Source organism: Ancylobacter dichloromethanicus (assembly GCF_018390645.1).
In the GTDB taxonomy this organism is placed as follows: Bacteria; Pseudomonadota; Alphaproteobacteria; order Rhizobiales; family Xanthobacteraceae; genus Ancylobacter; species Ancylobacter dichloromethanicus.
The window spans coordinates 127,380-141,878 of record NZ_JAHBGC010000038.1; the positions used below are offsets into that span (position 1 = coordinate 127,380).

At 68.6% G+C, this 14,499-nt stretch carries 10 protein-coding genes; 4 read left to right on the forward strand and 6 right to left on the reverse strand.

What is annotated here, in order from left to right; translation table 11 throughout:
* Positions 1–117: 117 nt before the first annotated feature.
* Positions 118–2,040, forward strand: coding sequence for an ATP-dependent zinc metalloprotease FtsH (gene ftsH, locus KHC23_RS16920; RefSeq protein ID WP_213374483.1), 1,923 nt, complete (start codon positions 118–120; stop codon positions 2,038–2,040).
* Positions 2,041–2,343: 303 nt separating this feature from the next.
* Complete coding sequence (gene glmM, locus KHC23_RS16925; protein ID WP_213373954.1) at positions 2,344–3,687, forward strand: phosphoglucosamine mutase; 1,344 nt, start codon at positions 2,344–2,346, stop codon at positions 3,685–3,687.
* 15 nt (positions 3,688–3,702) lie between these two features.
* Here glmM and choV read toward each other — a convergent pair whose 3' ends face one another.
* From choV to KHC23_RS16940, 3 genes are all read right to left on the reverse strand, one after another.
* Positions 3,703–4,896 (reverse strand): choline ABC transporter ATP-binding protein, encoded by a 1,194-nt coding sequence (choV, locus tag KHC23_RS16930; protein ID WP_213373956.1) that lies wholly within the window; start codon positions 4,894–4,896, stop codon positions 3,703–3,705.
* Positions 4,897–4,899: 3 nt separating this feature from the next.
* Positions 4,900–5,751 (reverse strand): choline ABC transporter permease subunit, encoded by an 852-nt coding sequence (gene choW, locus KHC23_RS16935; protein WP_213373958.1) that lies wholly within the window; start codon positions 5,749–5,751, stop codon positions 4,900–4,902.
* 213 nt (positions 5,752–5,964) lie between these two features.
* The gene (locus KHC23_RS16940; RefSeq protein WP_213373960.1) at positions 5,965–6,924 is read right to left on the reverse strand and encodes a choline ABC transporter substrate-binding protein; all 960 of its coding nucleotides are present in this window, start codon (positions 6,922–6,924) and stop codon (positions 5,965–5,967) included.
* Between the two features lie 426 nt (positions 6,925–7,350).
* On the opposite strand from KHC23_RS16940, the gene betB reads away from it, so the two are divergent.
* On the forward strand, positions 7,351–9,522 hold the full coding sequence (gene betB, locus KHC23_RS16945) for a betaine-aldehyde dehydrogenase (protein WP_213373962.1): 2,172 nt from the start codon (positions 7,351–7,353) through the stop codon (positions 9,520–9,522).
* The gene (gene betA / locus KHC23_RS16950; protein ID WP_213373964.1) at positions 9,522–11,192 is read left to right on the forward strand and encodes a choline dehydrogenase; all 1,671 of its coding nucleotides are present in this window, start codon (positions 9,522–9,524) and stop codon (positions 11,190–11,192) included. The genes betB and betA overlap by 1 nt, the downstream gene beginning before the upstream one ends.
* 105 nt (positions 11,193–11,297) lie before the next feature.
* On the opposite strand, the gene KHC23_RS16955 is transcribed toward betA, so the two are convergent.
* The 3 genes from KHC23_RS16955 to KHC23_RS16965 form a co-directional block, all read right to left on the reverse strand.
* Positions 11,298–12,197, reverse strand: a complete 900-nt coding sequence (locus KHC23_RS16955) for a phosphatase PAP2 family protein (RefSeq protein WP_246544697.1) — start codon at positions 12,195–12,197, stop codon at positions 11,298–11,300.
* Positions 12,198–12,554: 357 nt separating this feature from the next.
* Positions 12,555–13,322 carry an electron transfer flavoprotein subunit beta gene (locus tag KHC23_RS16960; RefSeq protein ID WP_213373966.1) on the reverse strand — a complete coding sequence of 256 codons (768 nt, stop codon included), beginning with the start codon at positions 13,320–13,322 and terminating at the stop codon, positions 12,555–12,557.
* Positions 13,319–14,499: electron transfer flavoprotein subunit alpha/FixB family protein (locus KHC23_RS16965; RefSeq protein ID WP_213373968.1), on the reverse strand; the 1,181-nt coding region annotated here is incomplete at its 5' end. The genes KHC23_RS16960 and KHC23_RS16965, both read right to left, overlap by 4 nt.

Below are 14,499 nucleotides of genomic sequence, written 5' to 3' on the forward strand. Positions count from 1 at the left end.
TGCCCCGGCCATCTTGGCAAGGATCAATGCGACACCTAAATTACGGTGCGACAAGGGAGGGCCGCCAGCGCCGGCGGTACCCGCGCGTCGGTCGGGTCCGACGCCGAAAGGGACATGATGAACGCCAACATTCGGAATTTCGCCCTCTGGGTGATCATTGTTCTTCTGCTTCTGGCGCTTTTCTCGCTGTTCCAGAATCCGGCGCAGCGTCAGGCGACGAACGACATCAGCTTCTCGCAGCTTCTCAACGAGGTCGATCAGGGCCGCGTGCGCGACGTGGTGATCCAGGGGCCGGAGATTACCGGCACCTTCACCGACGGGCGCGCCTTCCAGACCTATTCGCCCAACGATCCCTCGCTGGTGCAGCGGCTCTACGGCAAGGGCGTGTCGATCACCGCCAAGCCCCTGACCGACAATGTGCCGTGGTTCGTCAGCCTGCTGATCTCCTGGCTCCCCTTCATCGCGCTGATCGGCGTGTGGATCTTCCTGTCGCGCCAGATGCAGGGCGGGGCGGGCGGCAAGGCGATGGGCTTCGGCAAGAGCCGCGCCAAGCTGCTGACCGAGGCGCATGGCCGGGTCACCTTCGAGGACGTCGCCGGCATCGACGAGGCCAAGAGCGACCTCACCGAGATCGTCGACTTCCTGCGTGATCCGCAGAAGTTCCAGCGCCTCGGCGGACGCATTCCGCGCGGCGTGCTGCTGGTCGGCCCCCCCGGCACCGGCAAGACGCTGCTCGCCCGCGCCATCGCCGGCGAGGCCAACGTGCCGTTCTTCACCATTTCGGGTTCCGACTTCGTCGAGATGTTCGTCGGCGTCGGCGCCAGCCGCGTGCGCGACATGTTCGAGCAGGCGAAGAAGAACGCGCCCTGCATCATCTTCATCGACGAAATCGACGCTGTCGGCCGCCATCGCGGCGCCGGCCTGGGCGGCGGCAATGACGAGCGCGAGCAGACGCTGAACCAGCTGCTGGTCGAGATGGACGGCTTCGAGGCCAATGAGGGCATCATCCTCATCGCCGCGACCAACCGCCCCGACGTGCTGGACCCGGCGCTGCTGCGTCCCGGCCGCTTCGACCGCCAGGTCGTGGTGCCGAACCCGGACGTGGTCGGCCGCGAGCAGATCCTCAAGGTCCACGCCCGCAAGGTCCCGGTCGCGCCGGACGTGAACCTCAAGGTGATCGCCCGCGGCACGCCCGGCTTCTCCGGCGCCGATCTCGCCAATCTGTGCAACGAAGCCGCCCTGATGGCCGCGCGCCGCAACAAGCGCATGGTCACGATGAGCGATTTCGAGGACGCCAAGGACAAGGTTATGATGGGCGCGGAACGCCGCTCGCTGGTCATGACCGAGGACGAGAAGATGCTGACCGCCTATCACGAGGGTGGCCATGCCATCGTCGCGCTCAAGGTGCCGGCGACCGATCCCGTCCACAAGGCGACCATCATTCCGCGCGGCCGCGCGCTCGGCATGGTCATGCAGCTGCCGGAGCGCGACAAGCTCTCCATGTCCTATGAGCAGATGACCTCGCGCCTTGCCATCATGATGGGCGGGCGGGTGGCCGAGGAACTGATCTTCGGCCATGACAAGGTGACGTCCGGCGCGGCCTCCGACATCGAGCAGGCGACCCGCCTCGCCCGCATGATGGTCACGCGCTGGGGCTTCTCGGACAAGCTCGGCAATGTCGCCTATGGCGAGAACAATGACGAGGTGTTCCTCGGCATGTCGATGCAGCGCCAGCAGAACGTCTCCGAGGCGACGGCGCAGACCATCGACAGCGAAGTGCGCCGCCTGGTCGACGAGGGCTATGCCGAGGCCAAGCGCATCCTGACCGAGAGCAAGGATCAGCTCGAGATGCTGGCGCGCGGCCTGCTGGAATACGAGACGCTGTCCGGCGACGAGATCATCGGCCTGCTCGACGGCAATGCGCCGGTGCGCGACACCACGATCGAACCGGCCAATACCCGCGGCTCGGTGGTGCCCAGCGCGGGAAAGAACCGCCCGCCGCGCCCGGATGCCGGCATGGAGCCGCAGCCGCAGGCGTGATCCACGCCGAACCTTCGATAAAGGGAAGACCTGCGCAAGCAAGTCTTCCCTTTTTATTTGGCCCCGACCCTGCCGGGCGCGCCATCGGTGAAGCATCCTCGGCCGGGAGATATCTGTCTCGCGAGACAATGTCGCGTTGAGGCGCGGTTCCACCGGCATGAGCCGGAGGCTTCACACAGGCTGTGCCACGCAACGAACGCTTACACTTTGTGAAACACTTGCCGGCATACTCGGTGCTAGAGAACAGTGAGAGGCGGAAACCGCCGTCGCGCCGGGAGGGCGCCGATTCGCATGAGGCAGGGCATGGCACGCACCTTTTTCGGCACGGACGGCATTCGCGGACGGGCCAACGGGATCATCACACCTGATCTCGCGTTGCGGGTCGGCATGGCGGCCGGGCTGGTGTTCCAGCGCGGCGACCACCGCCACCGCGTCGTCATCGGCAAGGACACACGCCTGTCCGGCTACATGATCGAAAACGCGCTCGTCGCCGGCTTCACCGCCGTTGGCATGGACGTGCTGCTGCTCGGCCCGATGCCGACGCCGGCGGTGGCCATGCTGACGCGTTCCATGCGCGCCGATCTCGGCGTCATGATCTCCGCCTCGCACAACCCCTATGACGACAACGGCATCAAGCTGTTCGGACCCGATGCCTACAAGCTCTCCGACGAGCTGGAGAGCCGGATCGAGGAGCTTATCTGCGGCGACATGACGGGCATGCTGGCCCAGCCGGCCAATATGGGCCGCGCCAAGCGCATCGAGAGCGTGCATGCGCGCTATATCGAGTTCGCCAAGCGCACCCTGCCGCGCAACCAGTCCTTCGACGGGCTGCGGGTGGTTCTCGACTGCGCCCATGGCGCGGCCTATCGGGTGGCGCCCGAGGCGCTGTGGGAGCTCGGCTGCGAGGTCGTCACCATCGGCGACCAGCCGGATGGCTTCAACATCAACCGCGAGGTCGGTTCGACCGCGCCGGAAGCGCTGATGGCCAAGGTGCGCGAAGTGCGCGCCGATATCGGCATCGCGCTCGACGGCGACGCCGACCGGGTGCTGATCGTCGACGAGAAGGGCCATCTGGTGGATGGCGACCAGCTCATGGCGGTGGTGGCGGAGAGCTTCCACGAGGATGGGCGGCTGGCACGCAACGGCATCGTCGCCACCGTGATGTCCAATCTCGGACTGGAGCGCCATCTCGGCGGCCTCGGCCTGTCGCTCGACCGCACCCCGGTGGGCGACCGCTACGTGCTGGAGCACATGCGCACCCACGGCTTCAATGTCGGCGGCGAGCAGTCCGGCCACCTCATCCTGTCCGACTATTCGACCACCGGCGACGGCCTGGTCGCGGCGTTGCAGGTGCTGGCCGTGGTGCAACGGCGCCAGCGCCCGGCGTCGGAAGTGTGCCACCGTTTCGAGCCGCTGCCGCAGGTGCTGCGCAATGTGCGCTACAAGAGCGGCCGGCCGCTGGAGGATGACGGCGTGCTGAAGGCGATCGCCGCCGCCGAGCTGAAGCTGAACAGCCATGGCCGGCTGCTCATCCGCCCCTCCGGCACCGAGCCGGTGATCCGGGTGATGGGCGAGGGCGACAATCGCGACCTGGTCGAGGCGGTGGTCAACGGCGTGGTGGAAGCGGTCGGGCTGGCGGCGGCCTGACGGCCGCCTTTCGGGCTAGCCGTCCAGCCGCCGCAGCAGGCCGCGGTAGATCTCGTCGTCGTCGCACAGGCCGGCGAGGCGGCCCAGGCTGTCGACCAGCAGGATCGGCAGGTCGGTGTGGCGCTTCAGCTCGATCGCCGCCTTCAGCTTGAGGTCGACGGGCGCGACGATGCAGTCGGCGTCATGCGCCAGCTTGTCGTCGATCACCCCGGCCTCGCCATCGGCGGTGGCGAGCACGCCGGCGCGGCCATCGAGATCGAGCGAGAGCGGGCGCCCCTCGGGATCGACCTTCACCTTTACCCGGCCGTCCCTGTCCAGCACCACGGAATCGCCTTCACGGGCGAGGCTCGCCGCCGGGCGCATCACCGCGGTGCCGCGCAGCACGTTGAGCGGGTTCATGTGCTTCACGAATTCGGCGACGTAGTCATTGGCCGGGCGCAGCAATATGTCCTCGGCGGTGCCGGCCTGGACGATGCGCCCGCCCTCCATGATGGCGATCTTGTTGCCGAGCTTGAGCGCCTCGTCGAGATCGTGGCTGACGAACACGATGGTCTTGTGGATGCGCCGCTGCAGGTCGAGCAGTTCGTCCTGCAGCTTGTCGCGGATCAGCGGGTCGAGCGCCGAGAAGGGCTCGTCCATCAACAGGATTTCGGCGTCGGTGGCGAAGGCGCGGGCGAGGCCGACGCGCTGCTGCATGCCGCCGGAAAGTTCGCTGGTGTATTTGCCGGCCCAGTTGGTGAGGCCGACCATGGCCAGCTTCTCGTCGACGATGCGGTTGCGCTCGGCCGCGCCCATGCCGCGCAGCTCCAGCCCGAAGCCGACATTGTCGCGCACGGTGCGCCAGGGCAGCAGGCCGAACTGCTGGAACACCATGGAGACGGTGTGCATGCGGATGTCGCGCAGCGTGGCCTCGTCGCAATGGGCGACGTCGATCGCGGCGCCATTGTGCTCGACCAGCACCTCGCCGCGCGCCACCTCGTTCAGCCGGTTGATGGCGCGCAATATGGTCGACTTGCCCGAACCGGACAGGCCCATCAGCACGCAGATCTCGCCGCGCTCGACGGCAAGGCTCACCCCCGCCGCGCCGAGCACGGTGCCGGTGGCGGCGAGGATCTCGTCGCGCGTGCGGCCCTCGTCGATGAGCTTCAAAGCGCCTTTCTGGTCGGCGCCGAAGACGATGTCGATGTTGCGGAATTCAACGGCAGCCATGGTTCAGCCCTTTCGCGAGCGGCGCTCTGGCCGCTTGCAGACGCGGTCGAGCACGATGGCGAGGACGACGATGGCAAGGCCCGCCTCGAAGCCCATGGCGATGTTCACCGAGTTCAGTGCCCGCACCACCGGCTTGCCGAGGCCGTCGGCGCCGACCAAAGCGGCGATCACCACCATGGACAGGCTCAGCATGATGCACTGGGTGATGCCGGCCATGATGGTGGGCAGGGCGTAGGGCAGTTCCACCTTGAACAGGAGCTGGGTCTTGGTGGCGCCGAACGCCTTGCCGGCCTCGTAGAGCGCCGGCGGCACCGAGGAGATGCCGAGATGGGTGAGGCGGATCGGCGCGGGGATGGAGAAGATCACGGTGGAGATCAGCCCCGGCACCGCGCCGAGCCCGAACAGAACCAGCGTGGGGATCAGATAGACGAAGGTGGGGATGGTCTGCATCAGATCGAGGATCGGCCGGATCGCGGTGTAGAGCCAGGGCCGGTGCGCGGCGGCGATGCCGATCGGCACGCCGACGATGACGCAGACCAGCGTGGCGCAGATGACGAGGGAGAGCGTCTCCATCGTCGCCGACCAGTAGCCGAGATTGGTGACCAGCAGCAGCGAGCCGACGATGAACACCACCAGCCCGACCGAGCGGTGGACCAGCCACGCCGCCAGCCCGAACAGCGCGATGAGCAGCAGCGGCGGCACCCAGAGCAGCGCGTCGGTGAAGCCGCCGATCAGCGCCCCCAGCACCAGCGAGATGAAATCGAAGAAGCCCTGTCCATGGGTGGTGAGCAGGTCGACAAAGTCGCGGAGCCAGATTCCCAATGGAATCTTGTGCTCGGTCAGCCAGTCATACATGGGTTGCTTCCCTCGTGGCGATGAGCGGGTCTATTCCAGCCGTGGCCGAGCGGACCTCCGGCGTCACCATGCCTCGTCATGGCCGGGCCTCGCCCGGCCATCCACGTCTTTCGCGTCGTTCACCCCCAGGCCCGGGTCGCGGATCTCCGGGCCGGGCCCGGGGTGACGGCCTGGCGCGGCTCAACCTGCGGGCGGCCGGGACGGCGATGGTCTTCAGAGCTTGAGCGCGGCTTTCACCGCGGGCACGGCGGGCTTGCCGTCGATGGTGGTGACGCCGGCGAGCCAGGGCTCCCACACGGTGGGGTTGGCCTTCAGCCACTTGTCGGCGGCCTTGGCGGGCTCCATGCTGTCGAGCAGGATATAGCCCATCACCACGTTCTCGGTGGCGAGCGAGAATTTCAGGTTCTTGATCAGGGTCCCGACATTCGGGCACTCGGCGGCGTAGCCGGCGCGGGTGTTGGTGTAGATGGTGGCGCCGCCATAGTTCGGGCCGAACACGTCGTCGCCGCCCGAGAGATAGCTCATCTGGTACTTCGAGTTCATCGGGTGCGGCTCCCAGCCGAGGAAGACGATGGCTTCCTTGCGGCGGGCGGCGCGCTCGACCTGGGCGAGCATGCCCTGCTCGCTGGATTCGACCAGGTCGAAGCCCTTCAGGCCGTATTTGTCGTCCTTGATCATGTCGAGGATCAGGCGATTGCCGTCATTTCCCGGCTCGATGCCGTAGATCTTGCCGTCGAGCTTGTCCTTGAACTTGGCGATGTCGGCGAAGGACTTCAGCCCCTCGTCATAGAGATAGGTTGGCACCGCCAGCGTGTACTTCGCGCCTTCGAGATTGACGCCGATCACCTCGACGCTCTTGTCCTCGCGATAGGGGGCGAGGTCGGCCTCCATGGTCGGCATCCAGTTGCCGAGGAACACGTCGATGTCCTTGGTCTGCATCGACTTGTAGGTCACCGGCACCGACAGCACCTGGGTCTTCGGGGTGTAGCCGAGGGCCTCCAGGATCGAGGAGGCGAGGGCGGTGGTGGCGGTGATGTCGGTCCAGCCGACATCGGCGAAACGGACCGTCTTGCAGGCCGCGGGCTCGGCGGCATGGGCCGTGTCGCGCGGCTGAGGGGCGACGCCGAGCATCAGCCCGAGGGCGGCGGCAGCCACGAATTTGAACGTGCGCATCGTTATTTTTTCCCCGTTGGCATCCTGTCAGGATCATGGAACCGGTATGGCCTGAGGCCAAGCCCGGTACGGCCGGAATCGGCAAGTCGGGGACGGCGGCGTTCGCGCAGCGGCGTCTGAACGTCATCGACCCTCGCGGCACCTGCGGTGTCCTCGACACCCTGACACCGGCATACGGCCTCTGGAGGCTTCTCTTGAACAGCTATTCAAAACGCGATCGGACCATTTGTCACGCGCAATTTTTACACAGAAGCGACTAAATATCGGCGTTTCTGCTGCCCGTTTGACGAAATCCGCCGCCGCAGCAGAAGCGCTGCGACGCCTGATCTTGCCCCCGGACAGGTGTTCGGGAAGGTGTTGCGGCGAAGGGCGATCCATGTATTGTACGACTATTCAATAGCCCTTCGCGACGATCAGGAGGTGCCGGTGGCCCGGGCGAATGCGCAGGCGCAGAAGCATCAGGCGCGGTTCGATCAGGAGGACGGTCAGGCCGGTGAGGCGCGTGGGGACGATGAGACCCGCCGCCGCGCGCCGGAAGATGTGCGCCGCCGCCAGCTGATCGACGCCACCATCGATTCGCTGGCCGAGATCGGCTTCAACGCCTCCACGCTGTCGCAGATCGCCCGTCGGGCCGGCGTCTCGCCCGGGCTGGTGGCACATTATTTCGGCGATAAGGACGGGCTGCTGGAGGCGACGCTGCGTCACCTCTCGCTGCGGCTCTACCGTGCCACCGCGCAGCGGCTCGGCGCCGCCTGCACGCCCCGTGCCCGCGTGCAGGCGCTGATCGACGCCAATCTGGCGCCCGAGGAGTTCGACCAGCGCACGTCCAGCGTCTGGCTCGCCTTCTGGGGGCAGGTGCTGCATTCCGAGCGGCTGCGCCGGGTGCAGCGCATCTACCAGGCGCGCATGCTGGCCAATCTGCGTCACGATCTGCGCGGGCTGGTGGCGCCGGCCGATGTCCACCGCCTCGCCATCACCATCGCCGCCGTCATCGACGGGCTGTGGCTGCGCTCCTCGCTTTCCGACGCCGGCGAGACCGATTCGGTCAGCGCGCGACAGGTCGCCGCGCTTTTCGTCGATGCCCAGATCGCCGCCGCCGCGCCGGCGCTTTCCACCAACGGACCCTCGACCATGAGCACCCCTCCCAAGCCGCACGCCAACCATATTGGCGGGCATTACCGCCCCACCGGCGGCGCCACCTTCACCACCTCCAACCCCGCCACCGGCGAGGTGCTGGCGGAGATCGAGATCGCCGGCGAGGCGGAGGTCGACGCCGCGGTGGCCGCCGCGCGCACGGGTCAGAAGACATGGGCGGCGATGACCGGGGCCGAGCGCGGGCGCATTCTCCGGCGCGCGGTGGATTTGCTGCGCGCCCGCAATGACGAACTGGCGCGGCTGGAGACGCTCGACACCGGCAAGCCGATCCAGGAAACCAGCGTGGTCGACGTGCTCTCGGGCGCGGAGTGCCTGGAATATTATGCCGGCCTCGCCGCCACGCTGTCGGGCGAGCATGTGGATCTGGGGCCCAGCGCCTTCGGCTATACCCGCCGCGAGCCGCTCGGCATCGTCGCCGGCATCGGCGCGTGGAACTACCCGTTGCAGATCGCCTGCTGGAAATCCGCCCCCGCACTGGCTTGCGGAAACGCGATGATCTTCAAGCCGGCGGAACTGACCCCGCTCACCGCGCTGAAGCTGGCCGAAATCTACGCCGAGGCCGGCGTGCCCGAGGGCGTGTTCAGCGTCGTGCAGGGCTTTGCCGATACCGGGCGGCTGCTCACCCGCCATCCCGGCATCGCCAAGGTGTCGCTCACCGGCGAGGTCGGGACGGGCAAGAAGGTGATGGCGGATGCCGCCGGCACGCTGAAATATGTGACGCTGGAACTCGGCGGAAAGTCGCCGCTGATCGTGTTCGAGGATGCCGATCTCGACGACGCGGTGTCCGGCGCCATGCTGGCGAACTTCTATTCCGCCGGCGAGGTCTGTTCCAACGGCACCCGCGTCTTCGTGCATGAGCGCGTGCGCCCCGCCTTCCTCGAAAAGCTGAAGGAGCGCGTGGCGAGGATGGTGGTCGGCGACCCGCTGGACCCGGCGACGCAGGTCGGCGCGCTGATCTCGCCCGAGCATATGGAGAAGGTGCTGTCCTATATCGAGAAGGGCAGGGCCGAGGGCGCCAGGCTGCTCGCCGGCGGCCACCGCGTCACGACAGGGGCGCTGGGCAAGGGCTGCTTCATTGCCCCCACCGTGTTCGACGGCTGCGACGAGGCGATGAGCATCGTGCGCGAGGAGATTTTCGGCCCGGTGATGGCGGTGCTGTCCTTCACCGACGAGGACGAGGTGATCGCCCGCGCCAACGACACCGATTTCGGCCTTGCCGCCGGCGTGTTCACCCGCGACCTCGCGCGCGGGCACCGGGTGATCGCCCAGCTTCAGGCCGGCACCTGCTGGATCAACCATTACAACATCACGCCGATCGAGCTGCCCTTCGGCGGGGTCAAGCAGTCCGGGCTCGGGCGCGAGAACGGCAGGGCGGCGATCGAGCATTACACCCAGCTCAAGAGCGTCTACGTCAATCTCGGCCGCGTCGAGGCGCCCTACTGATGCAGGACGGCGCCCACGACCTGTTCGACTATGTCATCATCGGCGCCGGCTCGGCTGGCTGCGTGCTGGCCGACCGGCTGAGCGCGGACGGCGCCAACCGGGTGCTGGTGCTGGAATTTGGCGGCTCCGACCGCTCCGTGTTCATCCAGATGCCGAGCGCGCTCTCCATCCCGATGAACATGAAGAAATACAACTGGATGTATGAGAGCGAGCCCGAGCCGGGGCTGGGCGGGCGGCGCATGCACTGCCCGCGCGGCAAGGTGCTGGGCGGCTCTTCCTCGATCAACGGCCTCGTCTATATGCGCGGCGCACCGGCGGATTTCGACCGCTGGCAGCAGGAGGGCGCGCAGGGCTGGTCCTATGCCGACGTGCTGCCCTATTTCAAGCGGGCGGAGAGCCGGCGCGAGGGCGGCGACGCCTATCGCGGCGGCGACGGGCCGCTGGCGACACGCTACGGCACGCTGGAGAACCCGCTCTACCGCGCCTTCATCACAGCGGCGCAGCAGGCCGGCTATCCCGCCAGCGACGACGTGAACGGCTACCGCCAGGAAGGCTTCGGCCGCATGGACATGACCGTCAGGGACGGCGTGCGCTGGTCGGCGGCCAATGCCTATCTGAAGCCGGCGATGAAGCGCGCCAATCTGAAGGTCGAGACCCATGCGCGGGCCGAGCGCATCCTGTTCGAGGGGCGCCGCGCCATCGGCGTGCGCTGGTCGCGCGGGGGCACGACGCACGAGGTGCGGGCGGCGCGCGAGGTGATCCTGTGCGGCGGCCCGATCAATTCGCCGCAACTGCTCAAGCTCTCCGGGATCGGGGCGGCGGAGGAACTGCGGCCGCTCGGCATCGACATCATGGCCGACCGGCCGGGGGTGGGGGAGAACCTGCAGGACCATCTGGAGGTCTATTTCCAGCAGGCCTGCACCCAGCCGATCACGCTTTATTCCAAGATGGGGCTGTTCGCCCGCGGCCTGATCGGGGCGCGCTGGCTGCTGCGGAAGGACGGGCTCGGCGCCACCAACCATTTCGAGGCCTGCGGCTTCATCCGCTCGGGTCCCGGCGTGGCCTCGCCTGATATCCAGTACCATTTCCTGCCGCTCGCCGTGACCTATGACGGGCAGGGGCTGGCAAGCGAACATGGCTACCAGGCCCATGTCGGGCCGATGCGGGCGAAGAGCCGGGGCTGGGTGCGGCTGGCCTCGGCCGACCCGCTGGAGGCGCCGCACATCCGCTTCAACTACCTCACCCACCCCGACGACCGCGCCGAGTTCCGGGCCGCGGTGCGCCTCACCCGCGAGATCTTCGCCCAGGAGGCCTTCGCGCCCTATCGCGGGCGGGAGATCGCGCCGGGCGCGCAGGTGGTGAGCGACGAGGCGATCGACGCCTTCGTCGCGGCGAAGGCGGAGAGCGCCTATCACCCCTCCTGCACCTGCCGCATGGGCGCGCCCTCGGACCCGCTGGCGGTGCTGGACCCGCAGATGCGGGTGATCGGGGTGGAGGGGCTGCGGGTGGTGGATTCCTCCGCCATGCCGTCGATCACCAACGCCAATCTGAACGCGCCGACCATCATGATGGCGGAGAAGGCCGCCGATCATATTCTCGGCCGGCCGCTGCTGGCGCCGTCCGATGCCCCGGTCTATGCCGCGCCGGACTGGGTGCGGGCGCAGCGCTAGCGCACGTTCCGATCTGATTGCATCGCAATCAGATCGTTAAAACGTTCTCTATCCGTAATTCGGAGCCTGATCCGCACGCCAATCGGGCGCCCGTCCGAAAATGCTCTAGGAGCCGTTGGGCGCGGCGTTGCCGAAGCCGACCGTAGCGCCGCCGCCCTGCGCATGGCCCGCCGGCGGGCGGCCTGTCGTATCCGCCCCGGCGGCCGTGCCCGGCGCGGTGCCGAGCCGGCGGGGATTGCGCAGGGCGATGCGCTGGCTGGCGAAAAAGCTGGCGATGGCGCCGCGCGCCCGCGCCAGCCGGACGGACAGGCCGCGGCGGAAGGCGGCGCGGTCGGCGGCCATGCGATGGCCGAGCGCGGTCAACTGCCGCTCCAGCGCTTCATCCGACAGGGTGTCGCGGCAGTGCACGAAGATGAGGTGGCGCAGCGCAGCGGCCAGCACCAGCATCAGGCCGATGGAAATGAGCACGTCGGAAAGGAAATGCGCCCCGAAGGCGATGCGGTTCAGGCTGACCGTGGCGACGAAGACGCTCAGCAGTGCGCCGACCTGCCAGCGCCATTCACGCGGCAGGAAGAGGATGAGCGGCAGCAGGCAGGCGGCGGTGGCCGCCTCTCCCGACGAGAAGGAGCGGTTGGCGAGCCCTTCCGGCCCCACCATCCAGGCGGGCAGAAACGGCCACATGCCGCCGAATTCCTCGACATTCACCGGCCGCGGCCTGCCCCAGAAAGGCTTCAGCAGCCCGTTCACCAGCAGGACGGGGCCGGTCAGGAACAGGGTGATGAAGAAGAGCGACATTCGCGGCGGCAGCAGGCTCGGCTTGGAGGGGTAGGAGAGCTTGAGGACGATCACCACGACCAGGACAATGGGAAGCGTCATCGCCAGATTGGAAGCGAAATTGCGGAAACTCCTCAGCAGCTCGATGCGGGCGGCGGGAAAGCCGGTGCCGGGCTGAAAGAAAATATGTGAGATATTGCGGTCGATTGCCGGGAATACGAGAAACAACAAAGATAAAATCAGCAACGACGTAGCGAAAGCTACGACCGGCGTCCGGTAAAACCAACGAATTACGGAGAAAGAGAAAGGCGCCCGGCTAAACATGTCGCTCGTCATATTTGTTCGAGAGGCGGTAGTATTACCACCTCAAGAATAAAAAAGCAGCGCTTGATGACGCATGAATGAAGAAACGGCCGGGCGCCTGTCGGCGCCACGAACGAAACAACCGCTCCGCGCGCCTGTTCGGAACGGCCCGGCCGGAGGCGAAAAGCCGGGATCGTCTACCACGATACCGTCACGGTCCGGGTCCCGGACGGAACCGGCGGTCGTGGCGGGATGACGGGGGTGGAGGTGATTCCGAACCGGCTCTCAGCGGCCCGGCAGCAGGCCGAGCGCGCGCAGGTGCTGGAGAATCTCGCCCGCCGCCTCTTCGGGCGAAGGGGCGACCAGCAGGCGGCCCCCGCCGCTCGCGGATTCGGTCGCGGCCTTCAGCCGTTCGGCGGCGGAGGCGCCGGCGCCCGCCCGGGCGATGAGTTTCGGACGCGGCCGGTAGGGGCGCTCCTCGCTGGCGGGGCGCGCGGGCTCGGCGGCGGACGGGCCGGCCTGCACGTCGACGATGCCCCGCCGCGCGGCGGCGAAGGCGAAGGGCGCCGGCGCCGGGGCGGCGGGATGCACGGTGACGACCGCCGGCAGCCGGATCACCAGCCGCCGCCGCGCGCCGCGCGCCAGTGCCTGCTCGACGATCAGCGTGCCGGGCGCGGCGCCTGGCGCCAGCGCCACGGCGTCGGCGACGATCGGCAGGCCGAGCGCGCGCGCCAGCGCATAGGGCAGCAGGCCGGAATCCTCGCCGCCCTGGCCGGCGCGACCGGCGAGCACGAGATCGAAACCGCCCGACGCCAGCGCGGCGGCGAGGCCGGGCACGGGGTCGTCCTCGGCCTCGCTCGCCAGATGGATGAGGCGCGGCAGGCCGTGGCCGAGCGCGTCGCGCAGCGGGCCGATGTCGGGGCCGGCATGCAGGCCGGTGACCTCATCGCTGAGACCGAGCGCGAGGCCCAGCGCCTGAAGTTCCACCGGCACCGGCGCGGGGCGGCCGGAGACCGGGTGGCGGCCGGCGGAGAGGAGAACGGCGATCCTCACGGCTGGCGCTCCGGTTGCCGGGCTTCATCCTGGAGGAGCCTCAAGAGCGCCGGCATCACAAGCTGCGCGTCCGCCACCACGGCGAGCCCGGCGCGCTCGATCATCGCGGCGTGCAGGTCGGTGTTGACGGCGATCACATGCTCGCACCTGGCCACGCCCTGCAGGTGCTGCGGCGCGCCGGCGATGCCGAGGGCGAAATAGCCGCGCGCGTCGAGCACTGTGCCGGAGGCGCCGACCTGCGCGCTGCGCGGCATCAGCCCGGCATCGCACAGCATGCGGCTGGCGCCGGGGGTGGCGTTCAGCGCCGCCACCAGTGCCCGGAAGGTGGCGAGGTCGGTGACGCCATTGCCGGCGGAAACGACGAAATCGGCTTCCGCCAGCGGCACTTTCGCCGGATCGGCCGGAATGAACTCGGCGGAGAGGATGCCGCCGCCGGTCGGCTCGGGGAAGGCGAATGCGACCGGCAGGGCCTCGTGCCGGCTGCCGGCATGGGGGGCGACGGCGTCGGGGGCGAGGCTGATCAGGCGCGGCGGGGCGCGGCGCTGCTCGACGCGGCGACCATGGGCGGCGCGGGTGACGGCCTTGGGCGAGAGGCTCTCGGCGGCGGCGAAGAACGGCGCGCCCGACAGCGCGGCGAGGCGGCGGGCGAGATCGCCGCCATCCGCGCTTTCGGGGAAGAGGACATGGCGCAGGTCGAGCGCGGCGAGCGCGGCGTTGAGCGCCAGCGCCTTCGCCTCGGGGTCATAGCCGGAGACGGGCAGGGCGAGCACGCGGTCGGCGCCGGCGGGGCCGAATTCCTCGCCGGGCCGCTCGACCAAAGCGAGCACCGCGCCGCCGCCGGCATCGGCCAGTGCCCGCGCGGCGCCGAACAGCTGGCGGTCGGCGGGGGTCAGCCGCCCGCCCGGCGCGTCCGGCACCAAGGCGACGAGATAGGCCGGCTCGGCGATCACCACGAGGCGCGGCGCGGCGTCTATTGCTGCCGTGATGGCGGAAGGTGCGGCCTCGGCGGCGGGCACGCGCTGGGCGCGGTCGAGCCGGCGGCGCGCCGTGCCGGGCACCAAGGCGAGCCGTTCCTCCGCCCTCGGGTCGCGGCGCAGGCGGCCGGTGGGCGCGGGGGTGGCGGCGAGGTCGAAGCGTGGGCGGGTGCCGCCGGCGACGCGGTGGGCGGCGCGCGCGG

Excerpts from the sequence above, each read along its gene's own strand:
- choW (WP_213373958.1), bottom strand. The coding sequence starts at position 5,751 with ATGTATGACTGGCTGACCGAGCACAAGATTCCATTGGGAATCTGGCTC.
- ftsH (WP_213374483.1), top strand. The coding sequence starts at position 118 with ATGAACGCCAACATTCGGAATTTCGCCCTCTGGGTGATCATTGTTCTT.
- glmM (WP_213373954.1), top strand. The coding sequence starts at position 2,344 with ATGGCACGCACCTTTTTCGGCACGGACGGCATTCGCGGACGGGCCAAC.
- KHC23_RS16940 (WP_213373960.1), bottom strand. The coding sequence starts at position 6,924 with ATGCGCACGTTCAAATTCGTGGCTGCCGCCGCCCTCGGGCTGATGCTC.
- choV (WP_213373956.1), bottom strand. The coding sequence starts at position 4,896 with ATGGCTGCCGTTGAATTCCGCAACATCGACATCGTCTTCGGCGCCGAC.
- betA (WP_213373964.1), top strand. The coding sequence starts at position 9,522 with ATGCAGGACGGCGCCCACGACCTGTTCGACTATGTCATCATCGGCGCC.